Source organism: Stenotrophomonas sp. RIT-551 (assembly GCF_026241915.1).
Lineage (GTDB): Bacteria > Pseudomonadota > Gammaproteobacteria > Xanthomonadales > Xanthomonadaceae > Stenotrophomonas > Stenotrophomonas bentonitica_A.
In genome coordinates this window covers 40,981-62,528 of the sequence record NZ_JAPJIU010000014.1, presented here as the reverse complement: position 1 = coordinate 62,528, position 21,548 = coordinate 40,981, and the positions used below count along the sequence as shown (strand labels likewise).

17 protein-coding genes are annotated in these 21,548 nt (G+C 67.6%); 7 read left to right on the top strand and 10 right to left on the bottom strand.

Annotation, left to right across the window (positions count from 1 at the left end; genetic code table 11):
• Positions 1–3 precede the first annotated feature (3 nt).
• From ORK51_RS15070 to ORK51_RS15055, 4 genes are all read left to right on the top strand, one after another.
• Entirely contained in the window at positions 4–867 is an 864-nt protein-coding gene (locus tag ORK51_RS15070; RefSeq protein ID WP_070426500.1) for a DUF2145 domain-containing protein, read from the top strand.
• Positions 868–902: 35 nt separating this feature from the next.
• Positions 903–1,406: a hypothetical protein gene (locus ORK51_RS15065; protein ID WP_266085524.1), complete on the top strand. Its 504-nt coding sequence runs from the start codon at positions 903–905 to the stop codon at positions 1,404–1,406.
• Positions 1,407–1,448: 42 nt separating this feature from the next.
• Positions 1,449–1,973 carry a hypothetical protein gene (locus ORK51_RS15060; RefSeq protein ID WP_266085522.1) on the top strand — a complete coding sequence of 175 codons (525 nt, stop codon included), beginning with the start codon at positions 1,449–1,451 and terminating at the stop codon, positions 1,971–1,973.
• A gap of 76 nt (positions 1,974–2,049) precedes the next feature.
• Complete coding sequence (locus tag ORK51_RS15055; protein WP_070471518.1) at positions 2,050–2,604, top strand: queuosine precursor transporter; 555 nt, start codon at positions 2,050–2,052, stop codon at positions 2,602–2,604.
• Positions 2,605–2,886: 282 nt separating this feature from the next.
• Here the strand turns inward: ORK51_RS15055 and glnE are convergent, their stop codons facing one another.
• Positions 2,887–5,727 (bottom strand): bifunctional [glutamate--ammonia ligase]-adenylyl-L-tyrosine phosphorylase/[glutamate--ammonia-ligase] adenylyltransferase, encoded by a 2,841-nt coding sequence (glnE, locus tag ORK51_RS15050; protein WP_266085519.1) that lies wholly within the window; start codon positions 5,725–5,727, stop codon positions 2,887–2,889.
• A 373-nt stretch (positions 5,728–6,100) separates the two neighbouring features.
• Here glnE and scpC point away from each other — a divergent pair, with 373 nt between their 5' ends.
• Entirely contained in the window at positions 6,101–7,615 is a 1,515-nt protein-coding gene (scpC, locus tag ORK51_RS15045; RefSeq protein WP_266085517.1) for a succinyl-CoA:acetate CoA-transferase ScpC, read from the top strand.
• 256 nt (positions 7,616–7,871) lie between these two features.
• On the opposite strand, the gene hglS is transcribed toward scpC, so the two are convergent.
• From hglS to ORK51_RS15000, 9 genes are all read right to left on the bottom strand, one after another.
• Complete coding sequence (hglS, locus tag ORK51_RS15040) at positions 7,872–9,239, bottom strand: 2-oxoadipate dioxygenase/decarboxylase HglS (protein WP_266085516.1); 1,368 nt, start codon at positions 9,237–9,239, stop codon at positions 7,872–7,874.
• A gap of 142 nt (positions 9,240–9,381) precedes the next feature.
• Positions 9,382–9,933, bottom strand: coding sequence for a hypothetical protein (locus tag ORK51_RS15035; protein ID WP_102788922.1), 552 nt, complete (start codon positions 9,931–9,933; stop codon positions 9,382–9,384).
• Complete coding sequence (locus tag ORK51_RS15030) at positions 9,930–10,682, bottom strand: HAD family hydrolase (RefSeq protein WP_019185962.1); 753 nt, start codon at positions 10,680–10,682, stop codon at positions 9,930–9,932. Before ORK51_RS15030 ends, ORK51_RS15035 begins: the two co-directional genes overlap by 4 nt.
• A 109-nt stretch (positions 10,683–10,791) precedes the next feature.
• On the bottom strand, positions 10,792–11,208 hold the full coding sequence (locus ORK51_RS15025; protein WP_019185963.1) for an EF-hand domain-containing protein: 417 nt from the start codon (positions 11,206–11,208) through the stop codon (positions 10,792–10,794).
• A 220-nt stretch (positions 11,209–11,428) separates the two neighbouring features.
• Positions 11,429–11,806, bottom strand: a complete 378-nt coding sequence (locus ORK51_RS15020; protein WP_088434576.1) for a hypothetical protein — start codon at positions 11,804–11,806, stop codon at positions 11,429–11,431.
• Between the two features lie 43 nt (positions 11,807–11,849).
• The gene (locus ORK51_RS15015) at positions 11,850–12,584 is read right to left on the bottom strand and encodes a M15 family metallopeptidase (RefSeq protein ID WP_261997580.1); all 735 of its coding nucleotides are present in this window, start codon (positions 12,582–12,584) and stop codon (positions 11,850–11,852) included.
• Positions 12,538–14,115 carry a serine hydrolase domain-containing protein gene (locus ORK51_RS15010; protein ID WP_266085506.1) on the bottom strand — a complete coding sequence of 526 codons (1,578 nt, stop codon included), beginning with the start codon at positions 14,113–14,115 and terminating at the stop codon, positions 12,538–12,540. Before ORK51_RS15010 ends, ORK51_RS15015 begins: the two co-directional genes overlap by 47 nt.
• Before the next feature lie 95 nt (positions 14,116–14,210).
• Positions 14,211–17,237: a TonB-dependent receptor gene (locus ORK51_RS15005; protein WP_266085504.1), complete on the bottom strand. Its 3,027-nt coding sequence runs from the start codon at positions 17,235–17,237 to the stop codon at positions 14,211–14,213.
• Between the two features lie 43 nt (positions 17,238–17,280).
• Positions 17,281–18,753: a transglutaminase-like domain-containing protein gene (locus ORK51_RS15000; RefSeq protein WP_429000687.1), complete on the bottom strand. Its 1,473-nt coding sequence runs from the start codon at positions 18,751–18,753 to the stop codon at positions 17,281–17,283.
• 146 nt (positions 18,754–18,899) lie between these two features.
• Between ORK51_RS15000 and ORK51_RS14995 the strand changes: the two genes are divergently transcribed.
• Together ORK51_RS14995 and ORK51_RS14990 are read left to right on the top strand one after the other, a co-directional pair.
• On the top strand, positions 18,900–20,345 hold the full coding sequence (locus tag ORK51_RS14995) for a C40 family peptidase (RefSeq protein ID WP_266085500.1): 1,446 nt from the start codon (positions 18,900–18,902) through the stop codon (positions 20,343–20,345).
• Positions 20,346–21,452 carry a dipeptide epimerase gene (locus ORK51_RS14990; protein ID WP_266085498.1) on the top strand — a complete coding sequence of 369 codons (1,107 nt, stop codon included), beginning with the start codon at positions 20,346–20,348 and terminating at the stop codon, positions 21,450–21,452.
• The last annotated feature ends 96 nt before the right edge of the window (positions 21,453–21,548 follow it).

The following is a 21,548-nucleotide window of genomic DNA, read 5'->3' as shown; positions in this document are numbered from 1 at the left end:
GACATGGACGTACCTTTCGCTGCCCAGATCAAACGCCTGCGCCCGCTTTTTCTTTGTGGCGCCCTGCTTGGCGCTGCGCTGACCGCGCAGGCCGAACCGCAGTGCGTGGAGCGTCATCCCACGCCGCAATCGTTGGCGGCGATGTTCGATGTGGCATTGACCGCCGGGGAAACACTCGACGCGCTGGACGGCGTGGACGTGGTGATCATCGCCCGCGGTGGCCAGGACCTCAGCAAGTACGGTCTGCGCCATAGCCACCTGGCCTTCCTGTTGCGTGAGGCCGATGGCAACTGGCGCGCGGTACACCTGCTCAACCACTGCAAATCACCGCAGTCCGAGCTGTTCCGGGAAGGGCTGAGTACCTTCATCGGTGAAAGTGGCAGCCATACCGATCTGCGCATCGGGGTGCCGACGCCGGCGGTTCGCAAGGCGTTGATCGCGATGCTCACCCCGCCTGCCATCCAAGCGCGTGCGCTGCATGAGCCACGCTACAGCGTGGTTGCCTACCCGTTCCGCGACGAGTACCAGAATTCCAATCAGTGGGTGCTTGAGGTGCTGGCCGCTGCACTGGCGCATGAGGACGACGGGACATTGCTGATCAAGCGCGCACAGGCGCAGGCCTGGCTGAAGGAGCGCGACTATCGCCCCAGCACGCTGCATATCGGCGTGGCCAAGCGGCTGGGCGCGCGCTTCTTCGTGCCGAATGCTGCGGTAACCGATCATCCCGCCAGCGAACGCATTTCGGGCAATTACTCGGTGGTGACCGTCGAGTCGGTGTTCGATTTCCTCGCGCAGCGTCACGCGCTGCAGCAGGAACTCAGCGTGGCCCACGTGCCGGTGGACGGCGCTGCGGCACCGAAACCATGAGCGCGTCATCCCCCTCCCTCTCCAGGAACTGCGTCATGACGAAATCCCTTCTCTGCGCGGGCCTGCTCGCTGTGTCTGCGCTTACCGTACTGCCTGCATCGGCCGGCAATCTCAACGGCAATCAGGCCTCGGGCGTGAGCGCGGTGATCAGCGTCTACACCGTCTCGTTCATTGCCGCCTCGCCGGTGTTGCTGGTGGCCAAGGGGTCGCAGAGCGTCCGCGAAGGTTCCAAGCGCACCAAGCCTGATGCAAGCAAGGCCGAACCGCTGCCGCCGATGGCCGTGCAGCAGATCGATCGCAAGCCCGACGGCGGCTTCCACGTTGCGCTGCAGCGGCCTGACGCCCCCGATGCGACCGCGCTGATCGACTGGCCGGCACGCGCGGACAATCCTGCCGCGACGCTCAAGGTGGGCGATGTGCTGCATTTCGAGCCGACCGAGGTCGGTGCAGGCTGGACCGTGACGGCCGCCGACGGTGCGGCGTTGGCATTCCTGCCGACGCCGGACGCGGCCGCCGGGCACTCCAGCGAGCGCTGGTAAGCGCCCGTAGCCTTCTCCCCTTTCTGTGAACGGAGTGATCAGATGAAACAGCTCTCCCCGCGCGTCATCGCCCCGGTACTGGTCGTGGCACTGTTCGCCGCCAGCCTGCCGGCCCAGGCGCAGTACTCCGTCTACCGCCACCCGGTCGCCAGCAGCGTGGCCGTGACCTCGGTAGTGAGCCTGGTCGTCGTCACCGCGCCGATCTGGCTGACCTCGGCCGGGATCGGCAAGCTGCACGACGGATCTGTCCAACGCAGCCGGGCGCGCGTCGCCCGCGCGGAAAAGGCCGGCCCGCTGCCGCCGCTGACCGTGGAGCGAGTCGAGCCCCAGGCCGATGGCAGCTTTCAGGTCGCGCTGAAGAACCCCGACGCGCCAGACGACCTGGCACTGCTGCAGTGGCCGGCCCGCAGCGACACGCCCGCGCCTGCCGTGGCAGTGGGCGACGTGCTGGCCTTCGAGCCGACGCCGGCCGGTGCCGGCTGGACGGTGACCGCGGTCGACGGCGCGGCCCTGGCCTTCCTGCCGACCACCGACGCTGCCGCCAGCAACCTGAGCGAACGCTGGTAGGCAAACCGGCCCGGGCTGGCCCCGGGCCGGCCAAGCCCGGATAATCCGCCGCTTCCCCCTATTCCCCCGGCTCGCCATGTCCGCGCGTCCTGCCATTGCCTTTGCCCCGTTGACCGTGCCGTCGCTGCTGCTGGCGGTGCTGGCCATGGGCGTGGTGGTGCTGGGCAGCAATGTACTGGTGCAGTACCCGATCAACGATTGGCTGACCTGGGGTGCCTTCAGCTACCCGGTGGCGTTCCTGGTGAGCAACCTCATCAATCGCCGCTTCGGCCCGCAGGCCGCGCGCAAGGTGGCCTGGGCGGGCTTCGCGCTGGCGGTGCTGCTGTCGATCTGGATCGCCACGCCACGGATCGCGGTGGCCTCGTGCCTGGCCTTCATCGCCGCACAGCTGCTGGACATCACCGTGTTCGACCGGCTGCGCCGCGGGCACTGGTGGCGCGCGCCGATGGTGGCGACGACCTGCAGTGCGACGCTGGATACGACCATTTTCTGGAGCATCGCGTTCGCCGGCTCCAGCCTGCCGTGGGTGAGCTGGGCGCTGGGCGACCTGGCGGTGAAGCTGACGATCGGCGTGTTCCTGCTGGCGCCGTTCCGCGCGCTGCTGTGGAAGATGGCGCCGCGCGCGGTGTGACATCTGCGCCGGCCGCCCGGTGTAGCGCAGGCGGCAGGGCATCACTATCGGCGGGGATCGCTATGGGGCGGGCATCGCTATCGGTCGGGCATCACTATCGGTAGTGCCGGCCGCTGGCCGGCTCTGCAGCGTTCATAGGAGCCGGCCAGCGGCCGGCACTACCGGTGCCAGAGCGGTGCCAGAGCGGTGCCAAAGCGATGCGAAAGCGATGCCAAAGCGGTGCCAAAGCGGTGACAGAGCGGTGCCAGATCACCGCGAAGCCGATGCCCGGGCAGACCGCCATCAACCCGCCACGTCGATCCGCTGCTGGAACGGCAGCCCTGCTGCATCGCTGGCCGCGATGATCATCGCGCGCGCGGCTTCCAGGGCGGGCGTCGGTGGCGCCAGGCGCGGGCGGCGGTCCAGCGTGCAGGCCAGGCCCACGTCCAGCAGCGCGGCATGCGCCTCGTGCAGGCCCTCGCGGGTGCCACCGGGCAGCCACGCAATCGCCGCCAGGGCGTCGATCAGGCTCGGGGTATCGCGCGGTTCCACCACCTGCGGGTGCGTGCCGGCGCTGTCGAGCACGCCGGTCTGCAGCAGGAACTCCAGATCGACGATCCCACCCGCGCCCTGCTTGAGGTCGAGCCGCGCCGCGTCGCTGCGGTCCAGCTCGGCACGCATGCGCGCGCGCATCTTCAGCACGTCGGTGTAAAGCACGGCGTTGTCGCGCGGGCGTGCGAGGGTATCGGCGCGCACCCGCTCGAAGTCGGCCAGCAGCGAGGCATCACCGGCGATCGCGCGGGCGCGCACCAGTGCCTGGTGCTCCCAGGTCCAGGCGCGTTCGCGCTGGTATTCGGTGTAGCTGGCCAAGGAGGAGACCAGCGCACCCTTGCCACCGTCCGGGCGCAGGCGCACGTCGATGTCGTACAGGCGGCCGGCAGCGGTGACCGCCCCCAGCATCGCCATCACCTTCTGCGCCAGGCGCGCATACCAACGGCCGGGATCGAGCGGACGCGGCCCGTCGCTGCTGACCTGTCCGGGCGGATGGTCGTGCAGGAAGACCAGATCCAGATCCGAGCCGAAGCCCAGCTCCAGTCCGCCCAGGCTGCCGTAGCCGATGATCGCGAAGCGTCCGCCCGGAATACCGCCATGCTGGCGCTGCATGTCGGCCTGCACCAGCGCAAGTACGGTGACCACGACCGCCTGGGCAAGCTCGGCCAGCTGCCGGGTGGTATCGACCGCTCGCTGGCGGCCATCCAGCGTGGCCATCGCCATCCGGAAGCTCAGCGCCAGCCGTGTCTCGTTGAGCAGGCGCAGCGCGGCCTCGGGATCATCGATGGTCAGCGCGATATCGCACTCGGCCTGCATGCCTGCCGCATCCGGCATCGGCCCGGAAACGCGCACATCAAGCAGTTCGTCGAGCAGCAGAGGATAGGCAGCCAGCCGCTCGGCGAGCAGGGCGCTGCGGGCGAGCACATCGACCAGGCGTGCGAGCGCGCTGGGTTGTTCGTCGAGCAGGGCCAGATAGCTGGTACGGCGCATGACCGCTTGCAGCAGGCCGAGCACGCGCTTGAGCGCGGCATCCGGCTGCGGGGAGCGTGTAGCGGCGTGCAGCAGTGCCGGCAGCACGCGGTCCAGGCGCGCACGCGGGGCATCGGACAGCGACTTCACCCCGGAACTCTGCGCGAAGTCGCGCAGGGATTGATCGGCACTGCCGGCATCGAAGAAGCCGGCCTCGGCCAGCACCTCGGCGCTGCCGTTGTCGGGCAGGCCCCGCCAGTAGCTGGCCAGTGCATCCGGCGCGGCCTGGCCACGGCGCGGTGCGAGCAGCGCGGCGAACTCGGTGCTGACCCGCTCGCGCTGTACATCGAGCGCGGCAACCAGCGCCTCCCAATCTTCGTAACCAAGCCCGGCGGCGATGCGCAGGCGGTCGGTGGCGTCGGTGGGGAGCGCGTGCGTCTGCGCGTCGCGCAGCATCTGCAGGCGGTTCTCCAGGCGACGCAGGAAGCCGTAGGCATGCAGCAGGTCGGCACCGTCCTGTTCGGCCATCTGGCCGGAGGCGACCAGTGCCGGCAGCGCGTGCAGCAGGCGACGCTCGCGCAGCGGTGCCTCGCGGCCACCACGGATCAGCTGCAGGGCCTGTGCGAGGAATTCGATTTCGCGAATGCCGCCGGGGCCGCGCTTGATGTCGTCGTGCATTTCCCGACGCGACACTTCGGCGGTGATCGCGGCCTTCATCTCGCGCAGACCATCAAGCGCGGTGAAATCCAGATAGCGGCGGTAGACGAATGGGCGCAACGTCTGCAGCCACGCTTCGCCCGCCGCGATATCACCGGCGACGGCACGCGCCTTCAGCCAGGCATAGCGTTCCCAATCGCGGCCTTCGCGCTGGAAGTACTGGTCCATGCCGGCGAACGACAGCGCCACCCGCCCGGCGTTACCGAACGGGCGCAGGCGCAGATCGACGCGGTGGCTGAAGCCATCCACGGTGGTGTCATCCAGCAGCCGCGCCAGGCGCTGGCCGAGGCGTGCGAAATACTCTTCGGCCGCCAGCGGACGCGCACCATCGGATTCGCCGCCCTGCGGGTAGGCGTAGACCAGATCCACATCGGAGCTGAAATTGAGTTCGCCACCACCGAGCTTGCCCAGCCCGAACACGACCAGCTGCTGTGCACTTCCGTCGGCAGCGCGGACCACGCCATGGCGGCCGGTGAATTCCTGCTCCAGCGCGGTCAGCGCCAGTTGCAGGCACGCCTCCGCCAGGTGGGTGGCGCCGGCCAGCGTCGCAGGCACGTCATCCTGCCCGGTCAGGTCGCGCCAGATCAGGCGGGTGGAGGCGGCGGTGCGGTAGCGGCGCAGGCGCTGCTGCCATTCGCTGGGCTGCAGCGGATCCAGCTCGGGCAGCGGCAGCGGTGGGCAGCCGTCCTGGGTGAGGTGGGACAACAGCGCCGGCTGGCGACACAGCGTGTCGATGGCGAAATCGCTGGTGACGGCCAGGGCGCGCACGGTGTCCAGTACGGGAGCCGGCGGGGGCCAGTGGCCGGCCTCGGTCAGCGACAGGGCCAGGCGCGCCAACGCGCGATCAACCAGGGGAACAAGGGCGTCGGGGACGCGCGCAGGCGCGGCGAGATCGGAAATCGGCATGGGGGGATTATGTGGCATCGCGGCGTGGCGGTCCCCGGCCAGGTGCCATCGCGGTAACGCGGTCATCCACCAGCGGTTGACGCATCGTCGAACGGCGCGGCGTACCTTTCACCGAACGGCGGGAATAAAAAAGCCCGCTTGCAGCGAACTGCCAGCGGGCTCTGCTCCCTCCCCCACGTCGGGATGCAGGTCGATCTTCTAGGGTCGGCGGAGAACTTGCACGCTGCACTGCAAAACAATACTTGCGGGTACAGAAGTAGGCGGCAAACCTGAACAGGGAGGCGGCGATGTGAAAACGCCATCCCACCAAGGTAGAACCCCTGCGGCTGCATGGATCGCCGATAATGGGGATCCCCCCAGAAACGTTGTCGTCATGTCTGTCGATCGCATTGCAAACGCGCGTCTGCGTGACCGCGTTGTCTCCGCTGAAGCTGCCGCCGCCCTGATCCAGCCGGGTGAAACCGTCGCCATGAGCGGCTTTACCGGTTCAGGCTACCCCAAGGCGGTGCCGGTCGCGCTGGCGCAGCGCATCGAGGCGGTGCACGCCCAGGGAATGCCCTTCCAGATCAGCCTGATGACCGGCGCTTCGACCGCGCCGGAACTGGATGGGGCGCTGGCCAAGGCCGATGGCATCGCGATGCGCATGCCCTTCCAGAGCGACCCGGATGCGCGCAACCGCATCAACGAGGGCAAGCTGGATTACATCGACATCCACCTCAGCCATGTCGCCCAGCACGTGTGGTTCGGTTTTTACGGCGAGATCGACACGGCGGTGATCGAGGTCTCGGCGATCCGCGAAGATGGCTCATTGGTGCCCTCCACCTCGGTCGGCAACAACAAGACCTGGCTGGACCTGGCCAAGAAGGTGATCGTCGAGGTCAACGAGTGGCAGCCGGCCGGCGTGGATGGCATGCACGACATCTACTACGGCACCGCGCTGCCGCCGCACCGCAAGCCGATCCCCTTGGTGCACGCCAACGACCGCATCGGCGAGACCGCGCTGCGCTGCGACCCGGACAAGATCGTGGCGGTGGTGCGCACCAACGGCCCGGACCGCAACAGCCCGTTCAGCCCGATCGACACCACCAGCGAGCAGATCGCGCAGTACCTGATCGAGTTCCTCAAGCACGAAGTGGCCAAGGGGCGCCTGCCGGCCAACCTGCTGCCGCTGCAGAGCGGCGTGGGCAACATCCCGAACGCGGTGCTGGCCGGGCTGGCCAAGAGCGGCTTCCGCGATCTGAGTGCGTTCACCGAGGTGATCCAGGACGGCATGCTCGACCTGCTGCGCGACGGCGTGCTGAGCTATGCCTCGTGTACCGGCTTCGCGTTGAGCCCGCAGGCGAACGAGACCTTCAAGGAACACATCGACTTCTACCGCGAGCGCATCATCATGCGCACGCAGGAGATCTCGAACCACCCGGAGCTGGTGCGCCGCCTGGGCTGCATCGGCATGAACGGCATGATCGAGGCCGACCTGTACGGCAACGTCAACTCGACCCACGTGATGGGCAGCCGCATCATGAACGGTATCGGCGGCTCGGGCGACTTCGCGCGCAACGGCTTCCTGTCCGCGTTCCTGAGCCCCTCGACGGCGAAGAACGGCAGCATCTCGGCGATCGTGCCGATGGTCAGCCATGTGGATCACACCGAGCACGATGTCTCGGTGATCGTCACCGAACAGGGCCTGGCCGATCTGCGCGGGCTGACGCCGCGCAAGCGTGCGCGGGTGGTGATCGACAACTGCGCGCACCCGGATTTCCGCGATCAATTGAACGATTACTTCGACCGCGCCAGCCGCGAGAGTTACGGCAAGCACACCCCGCATCTGCTGCCCGAAGCGCTGTCGTGGCACCAGCGCTGGCTCGATACCGGCACGATGAAGGCGTGATGGTGCACGGTACCGACCAACGGTCGGTACCTACCGGGGCGTTCTGTTTCCGGGTCGCGACGTAGGGACCACGACGTTCTCTTTCCGGGTTGTGCCGGCCGCTGGCCGGCTCCAGGCATTACCGTCCGCAAACCCGGATGCGCGTTTGGTACATGCGGAGCCGGCCAGCGGCCGGCACTACCCGGGGGAGCGGCCCCTGCGTGGTTCAGGATCCCGTCCGCAGGGCGGTCCCCGCGCGGTCAGCGATCGCTCGCCGTCAGCGGGTCCGCAGGCTCGCCAGCGACTCGGCCTGCAGCCGCTCGTAGATGGCGAACTCGTCCTCCACCTTCATGCCCAGCGCCTGCTCGAAGGCATCGCGGTTGGCATGCGCGGCATAGGCACGCTGTTCGTCGCCGCCCAGGTTGGACTGGAAGATGCCTGCGGCGCTGACCGGCAGGAAATCTTCGTAGACGATCGGGTCGGCGCTGGCCAGGCCAGCGGCGATCAGCGCTTCGGCCGGCAGGTCGCCAACTGCGGCCGGGGTGGCGCGGCCAGCATCGGTCAGGGTGTACCGGTAGTAGCCCAGGCCTTCGCGGCGCAGGGTGTCGTGGTCATCCGGGAAGGCGCTGAATGCCGCCGCCAGACGCGTCGGATAGTCCTGGCCGGTACTGCCGGCGCCGCCGCTGTCGCGCGCCTGTGCAAGCAGCTGGTCATACAGCGCGCGGCCCTTGGGCGTCAGGGCGAGGCCACGCTGTTCGATCTCACCGAAACGCGCGGTATGCGTGCCGGCGTCGCCTGCATCGCCAGAGGGGAACTGCACGGTTTCTTCCAGCGCCTTGAAGCTGGTCTGGCGCAGGAGGATCGGGCAGCGGCGCGGTGGCGGACCTTCGATCACGGCCTTGGCATCGATGCCGCGTGCAAGCATGCCGGCCTGCGCAGCGTCGATGTCCAGCGTGCGCGGGGTCAGGTGGTTGATGTGCGGGCCGCGGAAGCTGACCACATCGGCGATCAGCCGGTGCGCGTCGTGCAGCGCGTGGTAAGTGGCCAGCGAAACCGTCGCATCGCCATGCCAGCGGAAGGTCTCCAGCGCTTCGATGACGAAGCGGCGCGCATCGGCTTCATCCAGGCCACCCTCGCGTTCTGCCTGTTCGATCAGGGCCAGCGCGGCATCGGTGAAGATCCGGCGCTGGGCGAGGATGGCAGCGGACTGCTCACGCAGCGCGACATTCTCGATCAGCTCCAGCCGCAGCAGCGAGGTGAACACGCGGAACGGGTTGCGCGCCAGCGCCTGCGCGGTGCGTGGGCGGAAGGCGGTGGAATGCACCGGCACGCCGGCCACCGAGAGGTCGTAATACCCCACCGGATACATGCCCATCAGCGCGAACAGGCGGCCCAACGTCGCCAGTTCCCCGGCAGTGCCGACCCGGATCGCGCCATGGCGCTCCTGGTCGAGGCGGGCGCGTTCGTCGGTGCGGTCCAGCTGTTCGGCCAGCGCCGGGTTGGCAGTCAGCACGGCGTCGTTGATCTCGGCCACCAGGTCGACCAGCGTGCCGTACAGCGGCACTTCGGTGCGGTACATGGTGGACATCGCCTGGGCGAACAGGCTGCGGATATCGTCGGGTGAAACGAAACGGTCGGTGCTCATGACGTACTCGGCAACGGATCACGGGGAGGGACAGCAGTCGGCCATTGTCGCCGAGGCGGTGGCGCGCGGCGATCTGCACAGCAGCAAAGGTGAGCGACAGGGTAGCGCCACGCCATGCGTGGCTGCGCGGTGCATCATCGCGTCAGCGCGTCGCTGCGGCCGGTTCCGGATTGGCCGCCGCACGCTGGCGCTGCTCGCGGTTGCCGAGCTGGCGCTGCAGCGTGGCATCAAGGGTTACCGGGCGATCCCAGTGATCGTGGCTGGCGACGATGGCATGGCGCAGCGCGCGCCAGTGCAGGTTGGTCGGCGTGACCGGAAGCTCGGCGACCACGGCTTCCCAGCGCTTGGCCTCGCCCTCCTCCGGCACCGCGCGCGACCATTGCTGAACGCTCTCGCGGCAGGAACGTTCGATCACGTGGGCCCAGAAACAGGCGAAGTAGATGTCGCCCGCCTGCCAGCCGTGGGTGTGCATCAGCGCGGCGATGTAGCCGCGCGAGACCCCGGCGTAGCGCGAGACTTCATCCAGGAAGCTGTCCGGGTAGCGCTCGGCGTAGTGGTTGATGTCCTGCAGTTGGGTATCCACCCAGGCATCCCCGGTGTCCACCACGTAGGCGGCGGACTTCTCCGGGGTCTGCTCGGCCGCCGCCGCCCAGGGCAGCATCAACAGCAGCGCGAGCAGCCCGGCGCGCATCATCCGGCCTGCGCCGCCTTGGCTTCGATGGTGCGCAGCGCCTGCGGCCACTCGAAGGCGGTCGGTGCATCGACCATGCGCGGTTCATCGTCGGCGACGCCATGCTGGGTTTCGTGCGCCCAGGTCACCGCGTACGGGGTGTGGATGCCCCAGCCGCCCAGGGTGATCACTGGCTCGATGTCCGAGCGCAGCGAATTGCCGACCATCACGAAGCGCTCGATCGGCAGATCGAACTCCTCCAGCACGCGGGCGTAGGTTTCCGGGTCTTTCTCGGAGACGATCTCGATGCGCGGGAACAGGTCGCGCAGGTTGGCCAGCTTGATCTTGGCCTCCTGGTGGAACAGGTCGCCCTTGGTGATCAGCACGACCGGATAGTCACGGGCGATCTCGGTGACCGACTCACGCACGCCATCGATCAGCTCCACCGGGTGGCGCAGGGTGTCATGGCCGATGTCGAGCATCTGCTGCAGGTCGCGGGCGCTGATGGTCTGGTTGGTGATCTCGATGGCCGCTTCGACCATCGACAGGGTCATGCCCTTCACCCCATAGCCGAACACGCCGAGATTGCGCTGCTGCACTTCCAGCAGGTGGCGCGCGGTCTGGGTGTCGTGCACGTCGATATAGCGCGACAGGATGTCGAGGTAGTCCTGCTCGGCCTTGCGGTAGTAATCCTCGCTCTTCCACAGCGTGTCATCACCGTCAAAACCAACCAGGCCGATAGCGCCTTGCGGCGTGGGCAGGGAAGTCATCATCGGCCAAGGATACCAACAGCGGCGCAGCCGCCCCACCCCGGCGGCACATAAAGAAAGGGCGGCCGAAGCCGCCCTTTCCCCCTCACTGCGCTACCGGTGTCCCCGGTCCTTACCTGCTCTGCTGGGCGCCGGTATCTGCGGCCTTGCCCTGCTGGGCAGCCACGTACGCCTTGTATTCATCCGGCGAGAGCTCGCCGTCCTTGTTGGTGTCGGCCTGGTCGAACACCTGGGCAAGGCCCGCGTTCACTTGTGCCTCGGCCTTGCTGATGGTGCCGTTGCCGTCGGTATCAACGCTGGCCCAGGTCTGGCCACCGCCCCCGTTGGCCTGCGCGGAGGCCTGGGCTGCAGCGTTGGCAGCGGTATCTGCTGCGTCACCGGCCTGCGCCGCCGCCTGCTGTGCCTGGGCGGCCTGATTCTGGGCCTGCGCGGCACTGTGCTGCGCCGACTGGGCCATCGCCGGAATGGCCAGCACACTGCCTGCGGCGACGATCAGGGCGATCAGGGGCTTGCGGATGCGAGTAGTCATTGGGGTGGTCTCCTTGGTTATGTGTTGCGCGGCCTGTTGTTTCCGCACGGCCCCACACTGCCACCCCGTTTGTGAATCGAAATTGCCCCTTGATCGCACTGCGCACGCCGTCTTAACCACCTCCCCGAACGCGTGCATTACCGCAGTGGTTAGCCGCAGGTGAGCAGTTGGTAACACAGGCATTCAACGGCGGCGGATTTAACCGGATGCGAACGCAATCTCACGCGGCGTTGCTGTTTTTTCCGGCTGAGCGGGAACTGAACACAAGCCACCCCAGTGCGACACCGCCGATCGCGCCGGCCACTTCGAGCACCACGCGTGAGCCCAGCTCGTTCGGATCGTGGATGCTGGCCAGGAACAACCGGGCGTACAGCGGCGACTCCAGCCGCATCATGCCCATGTAGAACAGGTTCCACGCATCGATGCCGGCCGAGGCCACGACCGCGATCACGCAGGCCCAGCCGATCGCGTGCCCGTCGGTCCACCCGGCCCAGCGGCACAGTCGATGCCACAGCGCATAGACCAGCAGCCCGACCAGCAGCGCGATCAGGCCCGCTTCCAGCGTTCCCAGCAATCCAAAATGCAGCGGCAGGTTCATCGTGGTCCGATCAGGCGGTCAGCGCACAGTGTAGCGGTGCGCCTCAGCGGACCGGCACGTCGTAGGCGGTGGTCGGCGCCGGCTCGGGCTGCAGGGTGAAGTGCCACCACTCCATCGGGTAGTTGGCGAAGCCGCGCCGGGCCATCGCCTGGCGCAGCTGCTGGCGGTGGCGGCGCTGCACCTCACCGATCTCCGGCGCATCGGTATGCGCACGCGGGCCAAAGAAATCGAAGTCGGTGCCCATGTCCATGGGGGCGCAGGGACCCGTGCGGCAATCGAGCAGGGTCAGGTCCACGGTGGCGGCGCGGCTGTGGCCGGAAGTCTCGGCGATGTAACCGCCCAGCAGGGCCGGCTTGTCGATGTCCGGATACTGCAGGGCCTTGCGCGACTGCTCGTGCGGGTCGTGCGCCCAGGCCACGAAGGCCTTCACCGCGTGGGCCGGGCGGTAGCAATCAAAGAGACGCAGCGCGAAGCCTTCGGCGCGCAGGTCGGCCTCCACCTGGGCCAGCGCGGTGGCCGCCGGGGCGAGCAGATAGCACTTGGGCGCGTCATAGCCGGGCACGCGCCGGCCGGTGAAGTTGTCCACGCCGGCGTAGCGGATGTCCTGCTCGATTGCCGGTGCCAGTGTGCGGATATCGACCAGCCCGGCCTCGGCCACGTCGCGGGCCGGCGAGACGGTGACCGCCGCCGCCGCGTGGGCACTGCCTGCCAGCAGCGCCAACAGCAGCGTGCTACGGGCAATCGCCGACGCGGGAGAAGTGCAGGTCCTGGTAGTCATAACTGAAGTCGATCTCCGGATCGATCGCGGCCAAGGTCAAGGTGGGCGGCGCACCCGGCTGCAATTGCAACCACGGCTCGGCATCGGCCCCGAGCGTATCCCACTGCACCAGCCAGCGCTCCCCGAGCTGCATGACCTGGCCACGCAGCCTCGGCGACTTGGCCACGCTGAAGCGCAGCGTGCCCTGCTGCGGGCAGAGCAGGGCCTCGCCCAGCCATGGGTCGCGATAGCGGCCCTGCGCGGCCGCCGTAGTGCGAAGCGGGGCCGGACGACGCGCACGGGTATCCGGGCGTACCTGCCCGGCCTCGCGGCGCCCGGCGCGCTCCTGCGCGAGCAGGGACAGATAGTGCTCCACATCTGCACCGTCATCCGGCGCGGTGTAGTGCTTCAACGCCGCCTGCATCAGCGCGGTGCGTGCATCTTCGGCGTCGCTGTTGATCAGGATCACCACGCCCACCTTGCGGTCCGGCAGCAGCGCGAGCGAGGAGTACATGCCAGACAGCGTGCCGGTATGGGCCACCTTCCACTGCCCGTCCATGTCCGACAGGCGCCAGCCATAGCCATAGGCGGAGACGTGCGCGTCGTCCCAGCGGCGCTGCCGCTCGCCCAGTGGCATCGGCATGTGCGCGGTCCACAGCGCGCGGCGCTGCACCGCACCCAGCCACCCGGGCACGCGCGCGGGATCGAGCAGCACCTGCATCCAGCGGGTCATGTCGCGCAGGCTGCAACGGATGCCGCCGGCGGCCATCGAAGTCAGATCGGGACTGAGGTCACCATCGCCACCGCGCACCACGCTGCGACCGTCCTTCCGTGTATGCGGCTGGGCAACATTGCCGACCGCCGTTACCGACCACGCGCCGACCTGGCAGCGATCCATCCCCAACGGCACGAAGACCTCCTCGCGCAGCAGTTGATCGTAGGGCTTGCCGCCGGCGGCAGCAGCGACTTCACCCGCCACCACATACATCAGGTTGTCGTAGGCATAGCCGCTGCGGAAGCTGGTGACCGGCTTGAGGTGGGCCAGCCCGGCGATGATGTCCTGCCGGGTGAAGCGGTTCGGCTCGGGCCACAGCATCAGATCGCCCGCCCCCAGGCCCAGGCCGCTGTTGTGGATCAGCAGGTCGCGCACCTGCATCTGCTGCGTCACCCACGGGTCATGCATGCGGAACTGCGGCAGGTACTTGATGACCGGGTCGTCCCAGCGCAGGAGACCGCGGTCGACCAGCCGGGCCAGCAGCGCGGCGGTCATCGCCTTGCTGTTGGAGGCGATCTTGAACAGGGTGTCCGGGTTGATGGCCTCACCCTGCCCGGCCTGGCGCTCACCACGGGTGCCGGTGAAGACAACGTCCCCGTCTTCGACCACGGCCATGGCGATGCCGGGCAGGTGTTCATGGGTGACAGCCTGATCGAGCAGCCGATTGAAGGTGTCAGCCGGATCGGCTGCCCATGCGCCGGGCGCGATGGCCAGGGTGCAGGACAGGCCAAGCGTGAGAAGGCGGGATGGGATACGCGGTGAGGTGCGTGACAGCATGGCGTCCCTCGTCATGACCGGAGGGCGTGCAACCGAAGCCGCCCGTGGAAGGCAGGTGCCGACCCACTGTCGGCACCTGCCACGTACGCGCCGGATCAGAAGTTCCAGGTCACCATCAGCTGCGTGTAGCGCGGTGCCTGCCAGCGGGTGCCGGTGTTGAAGGTGTTCTCGCGCACCTGGCCCGGCTGGGCTTCATAACGCTGGTGCACGTTGATGACGGTCTGGTTGTTGAACAGGTTGTAGACCGACAGGCGTGCGCTCAGGTCGATGCCCTCCACCGGCAGGCGCCAGGTGACGTTGGCGCCCATGGTCCACGTCCACGGCAGGCGACCGAAGGCACCACGTGGGCTGTACTCGAACTGGCGCTGGTCATACGACCCCGAACAGTTCGCCACGCACAGCCAGCCTGTGCCGCCGCCGCTGCCTTCGCTGGAGGTGCTGCCACCGGCGACCGTATCGTTGGGCCACATCACGCCGAACGCCGTGATCGGGCCACCGGACAGTACCTGCAGCGTGGTGCCGAACGACCACTGCTCGTTCAGCGCATAGGCGGCGCGGAACTTGAACTGATGGCGGAAGTCGTTGAACAACGGCCCGTAGCGCTGGTTGTTGGACGGATGATCCCAATGCTGGACCATGCCGGTGTCGCCGTAGTTGGTGTCCGAGTTGACCGGGCCTTCGAAGTTGCCGTCGCTGCGCGACCACAGGTAGGACGCGTTGAACAGCCACTTTTCATCCCACGCGCGGTCGATCTGGAACTCCAGGGCCTTGTAGGTGCGCTTGGGCTTGGAGTAGCCGACCACCTCCAGGCTGCCGCCCTTGCGGTAGCCATCCTTGGAGGTATCGATGGTGATCCAGCCCTCGGTGGCGCAGCCGATGCTGGAGTCGCCCCAGATCGTCAGGCTCTCGCCCGGGTTGGCGATCGGCCACAGGGTGGTGCCGGTCGGCCCGCACGGGGTGTGGTTGATGCGCATGTCATCCAGCGCGCGGTCCATCTTGCGGTAGGTCGCGTTGACGCCCCACGACCAGGCCTGGTTGATCATGGTCTGGAAGCCGAGGATGTACTCATCCTGGTAGACCGCCTTCAGGTCCTTGTCCACGCTCTGGCGCAGGTCGGCCGCGCCGGTGTTCATGCGGGTATCGACCGGGCCGATCTGCTGGCCGATGACCGGGGCCATGAAAGGCGCGCCGGTGACCGGGTTGGCCTGCTGCTGCCAGCCGTTGAGCACGTAGTAGGAGTACTCGTCGGTGAGGCCACCGGCGAAGTTGACGTTGATGTTGTTGGTCACCGGCAGGTAGTAACGGCCGGCGTTGCCGAACAGCTTGGTGCTGCCATCGCCCTTCATGTCCCAGGAGAAGCCGAAGCGCGGTGCGATCAGGTCATCCATCTTGATGAAGGCGTCGCCATCGGCGGTGCGGTTCTCGAAGCGGTCCCAGCGCACGCCGAGGTTCAACATCAGGTTCGGGGTGATGTTCCAGATGTCTTCCAGGTAGAAGGCGTTGGCCTCGGTCTCGAAGGTGCCACCGGAGACACGATTGCGCGCGCGCAGCATCTCGGTCACGCCGGCCGGAACATAGGCATTGGCGCCGTCCCATACCTCATCACCCGGGCGGGCCACGTAGGCGGTATAGCTGAGCTGGGTCGGGCCCGGGTAGCGGGTGGACTGCTCGGTGGTCATCAACTCACGGTCCACGCCGAAGCGCAGCAGATGCGTGCCCAGCTGCCATTCGAAGTCCAGGCGGGCCACCTCGCGCGTGTCGTCGCGCTCGGCAACCGCGGCACCGGTAGGGTGGCAGCCTGCGCGCAGGCCGTTGAGCTTGCCCAGGCGGGAGGCATAGCTGGCATCGGTGAACACCGGGCTGCACGCCTCATCGAGCGAGGAGTTGGTGAAGGCCCGCTGGTTGTTCTCGCCCACCATGGCGCGCGCGGTGAAGTTTTCGCCGAAGTGACCGGTGTACGTCGCCGACCAGTTCTTGCCACCGGTCTCGGTGACCGAATCACCGCCCCACGCGCCGATCTGGTCGTCATCCCAGTCGTAGTTGTACGCGCCGTTGGTGATCTCGCCTTCGTCGGAGAAGGCCAGCAGTGCCAGGCTGTGGTTGTCGTTGATGTTCCAGTCCAGCTTGGCGCCCCAGAAGCCGTTGTCGCTCTTGTTCTTGAACCAGCTCAGCGCATCGGAGGAGGTGTTGTGGCCGGTGTCGTTGCGGTCCTCATACATCGCGAACAGGAACAGCTTGTCCTTGATGATCGGGCCGGACCCCCACACGTTGGTCTTCAGGAACGAGTTGTTGTCGCGGCTTGCGTAGGAGTGCGGGGTGCCATCGCGGTGGAAGTGATCACGCGGGCTGGACCGCCATGCGCTGGGCTCGGCCGTCACCTCCACACCGCCCTGGAACTCGTTGGTGCCCGAGCGGGTGACTGCATTGATCACACCGCCGGTGGAGCGGCCGAATTCGACCGAATAGCCGCCGGTCTTGACCTGGAATTCGTTGAAGAAGCCGAATGGCGCGCTGGAGAAGCCGCGGCGGGTATACATGTCGGTGACGTTCAGGCCGTTGATGAACACCGCGTTCTCGGCCACCGAGGAACCGGCGAAGGACAGCCCGCCGAACGAAGAATTACCGCCCACCACGCCCGGCGCCAGCAGCGCCACCGCCGACAGATCCTGCGCGACCGGCAGGCGCGAGAGCTCCTGGCGGTTCACGTTGAACGAGGTTTCCGTGGAATACACGTCCACGCGATTGACGACGCGGGTGCCGACCACCTGCAGCGCATCGAGGTTGACCACGCCGCCACTGCTGGCCAGGTTGACGGTGGTCGTACCGCCGACCGCAACACTGACCGCGAACGGCTCGCCGAGCTTCTGGCCATCGCGGCTCACCTGCAGCTGGTAGTCGCCCACCGGCAGCTGGCCCAGGCGATAGCTGCCGTCGGCGCTGGCCGTCACTGTCCGGGTCAGGCCGGTCGCGTTGCTGACGACCGTAACCTGGTCACCCGCAGTGGCGCGCCCGGCGACGGCACCGCTGACATTCTGTGCCGAAGCACTCATCGGTACCAGGCTGCCCAGACACGCCCCGAGCGCAACGCACAGCGCTGCCCGCTTCAATCGATTTACGTTCATTCCCTGCTCTCTCCTGCAGATGTGGAATCGTGGATACCGCCGTTTACCGCTTGGCCTCCAGTGGCACCACGTGCGACTGGACGTCGTAGTTCCATTGATCGAAATACAGGTTGCCGCCGGACCACTCGGCCTCGCCGCGCTGGGAATCCACCGTGTCCGACCGGAAGTACTGCTTGGCCGGCACCAGTGGCTGGGCGTAGTCGTCGTTGAAGGCGATGCGATAGGCATCCAGCCCACCCAGATAGAAATCGCGCAGCGCGGGCTGCGGGCTGTCCAGGCGCCCGGTGGTGACATCCATCGGTACCCAGCCGTAGGGCGCCAGGTACAGCGCGCCCCAGTCATGCAGGTTGTTGTAGCCGACCGCATCGTCGGAATAGACCATGCCCGACTGCCAGCGCGCGGGGATGCCGTTCAGGCGCAACAGCGCGATCAGCAGCAGCGTCTGCTGCCCGCAATCGGCGTGACCGGCGTGCAGCGCGTAGTCGCTGATGTTGGAGATCGTGGCGTACTCGCGGGCGCCGGCCCATGGAATCCGGTCCACGGCGTCGAACAGCTTCTGGACGATCTGGAAGGGATCGGTTTCGGTGCCGACCACCTGCTGCGAGAACGCGCGCAACGCCGGGGTGAACACCACGTGCGGCGCCTGCTCGGCGAGGTACGGCTTCAGCGCGGGATCGTCCGGCGTGGGCTGGACCCTGGCAGGATCGATCGTGATGTGCCGCGCGTACACGGTGACCGCGTAGCGGATCTGGAACTCGGTCGGGGTGCCGGCCACCGCATTGCGTTCCAGGTAGGCGGTGCGTTGCAGCGCACTGTCAGGCGCCACCTGGGCGCGGTCAGGCGTACTCGCGACCCAGGTGATGTCTTCCTGCTGGCCGGCGATGGCACGTGGGTAGGGAATCCATGCACGGATGGTTTCCCCGGCCGGCACGGCATCGGGCTTGACCACCAGCGACTGGGTCACCTCGATGCGGCGCGGCACCAGGCTGGTCGCGCCCGTAGCACGGGCGGCCGCGACGATCTCCTCATGGTGCGGGTGCAGATGCTCATAGGGGCCCTCCTTCGGCAGCGGGACCCCGGGTGCCCGCCGGGCGCGCGCCTCGGCGCTGATCCGGAACAGGTTGGACGGCGCGCGCTTGAAATAGCGGCGCTGGCCATCGATATCCAGGTGTTCGATCAGGCCGGCAGAATCCCAGCGCGCGAATTCGTCATCGTGAAGGTCGGGAATCTGCTTGCGCAGCTGCGCCTTGGCCGCCGCCGCGTCCAGGGTGAAGTCCAGTCGCAGGCGGCGCATCCGCTCGCGCTCGAAGGCATAGGCCTGACGCTCGGCATCCGACAGGCTCGGATCCTGCAACGCCGCAGCGATGTCGGCCTCGGCCTGCGCGAACGCACCGCGGTCGATGCCGGCGATCACCGTCGGCAGCGCGACCGGCGCAGCGGCCAGCCCCCACGGCATCGCCAGCAGACCAGCGCACAGGCACCAGACAGCAGGCAGAGGCAATCGCGGTTTGCGCATCACAGGATCCACGGCGACACTTCCCAAGGTGCGGGTGGGGTAATCGCTGTGTAACACGGGCCTGATAGCCGGTCAATAATTTATTCTTGCTTTCGCCGAAAAAAGGAATAAATATTCTTGACGCTTCCGAGGAGGGTGACCGCGTGATGATCCAGGCTTCCCCCCACCGCCCTGTGCGGTCCCGCTGGCTGTCGCGCGCCGTGCTGGCGGCGGTCCTTGCGGCCACGCTGGCACCTGCGTGGGCCGCGGCGCCGCGTGCCGCACCCGGCGCCGACTTCGGCGGGGTGATCGCCCTGCGCGAGGCCTATCTCGCGCCCGGCTTCTGGGCCGACCGCCTGCCCGATCCGGACCGCGTGATCCTCGATCGCGCCGGTATCGCCGCACAGAACGCCCGCATGCGTGCCGAGGACACCTCGATCCACGATCTGCGCGCGTTGCCGGCGCAGCTGCCGCGCGAGCAGGTGCTGGGCAGCATCCAATCGCTCTCCAGGTGGCCCGAGCGCACCTTGTACGGCCAGGATGGCAAGACCATCAGCGACCGGCAGCGCAGCGAGACCCTGGCCAACCTGGCACTCGCCGCGGTTCCGGCGCAGCGCCCGCTGCAGTATGGCCTGGTCACCCATCGCGCCGCGCTGCGCGCGTTCCCGACCGCGCTGCGGGTGTTCAGCAGCCAGGGCGACACCGACATCGACCGCTTCCAGGAGTCGGCGTTGTTCCCCGGCGACGCGGTGGCGGTGCTGCATGAAAGCGCTGACGGGCGCTGGCTGTTCATCACCAGCGAACGCTACTCGGCGTGGATCGAGAAGCGCTTCGTCGGCATCGGCGACGCCGACACCGTGCTCGGCTACGGCCAGCATGGCCCGTACCGTGTGGTCACCGGGGCCACCGCGTTCACCGCCTACACGCCGGAGGAGCCGCGCGTGTCGCGGCTGCAGCTGGACATGGGCGTGCGCCTGCCGGTGATCGCCGACTGGCCGCTGGAGAAGACCGTCAACGGCCAGCAGGCCCACGCCGCGCATGTGGTGCAGTTGCCGGTGCGCGAGGCCGATGGCCGCCTGTCACTGGTGCCGGCACTGCTGCCGCGCTCGCAGGACACCGCCGACGACTATCTGCCGCTGACCCCGCGGACGCTGCTGACCCAGGCCTTCAAGTTCCTCGGCGAGCGCTACGGCTGGGGCCACGACTACGACACCCGGGACTGCAGTGGCTTCGTCTCTGAGATCTACCGCAGCGTCGGCGTGTTGATGCCGCGCAATACCAGCGCACAGGCGGTCAGCCCGGCGCTGGACCGCATCGCCTTCAGCGCGAAGGACGGGAAAGCCACGCGCGACACGGCCGTCCAGCAGCTGCAGGTCGGCGACCTGGTCTACATCCCTGGCCACGTGATGATGGCGATCGGCCACATCGACGGCCGCACCTGGCTGATCCACGATACCGCTGGCGGTGGCTGGATCGGCGCGGATGGCAAGCGCGTGCAGGCCCACCTCAACGGCGTGTCGGTCACTCCGCTGGAGCCGATGATGGCCAGCGATACCGTGAGCTACATCGACCGCATCACCAACATCCAGCGCCTTCGGCCACAGACCCCCTGAATGAAGATCACCGACATCGAACTCGGCATGCTGCGCGTGCCGTTGAAGACCCCGTTCAAGACCGCGCTGCGCACCGTGGACACCGTCGAAGACGTGGTCGTGCTGATCCGCACCGACAGCGGCCATACCGGCTACGGTGAAGCGCCGGCCACGGCGGTGATCACCGGCGACACGCATGGCTCGATCATCGAGGCCATCGACGGCTTCATCAAACCGCGCCTGATCGGCGAGGACGTGGCCAACCTCAACCGGCTCTGCGGCCTGATCCAGACCTCGATGGAGCGCAACACCAGCGCCAAGGCGGCGGTGGAGATCGCGGTCTACGATCTGTGGGCGCAGCTGCATAACGCGCCGCTGTACCGGATGCTGGGTGGCGGCGACCCGGTGATCACCACCGACATCACCATCAGCGTGGACTACATCGACAAGATGGTGGCCGACTCGCTCTCGGCGATCGAGCGCGGCTTCGAGTCGTTGAAGATCAAGGTCGGCAAGGACATCGGCCTGGATGTCGAGCGGGTCAAGGCGATCCACGCCGCCGTGCAGGGTCGCGCCCTGCTGCGCCTGGATGCCAACCAGGGCTGGACCGCCAAGCAGGCCGTGCACGCGATGCGGGCGCTGGAAGAGGCCGGCGTGGTGCTGGAACTGCTGGAGCAGCCGGTGAAGGCCGCCGACATCAGCGGCCTGAAGTACGTCACCGACCGGGTCAACACCCCGGTGATGGCCGATGAAAGCGTGTTCAATCCCGGCCAGGTGTTCGACCTGATCCAGCAGCGCGCGGCCGACATCATCAACATCAAGCTGATGAAGACCGGCGGCCTCTCCAATGCGATCCGCATCGCCGACATCGCCGCGATCTACGGCGTGCCATGCATGATCGGCTGCATGATCGAATCGAGCATCTCCGTGGCCGCCGCCGTGCACCTGGCCGTCGCCAAGAGCGACATCATCACCAAGGTGGATCTGGATGGGCCGTCGCTGGGCCAGTTCAACCCGGTGACCGGTGGGGTCAACTTCAACGAATCGGAGATCACCATCAGCGATGCGCCCGGGTTGGGCATCACCGAGGTGCGTGGGCTGGAGATGATCACGCCGCGGCGGTGGTGACCGTTGTATCCGCCTCGCCGGTCGCCTACGGTAGAGCCACGCCATGCGTGGCTGCCGTTCGCGCAATCCCACCTGCCGCAGCCACCCATGGGGTGG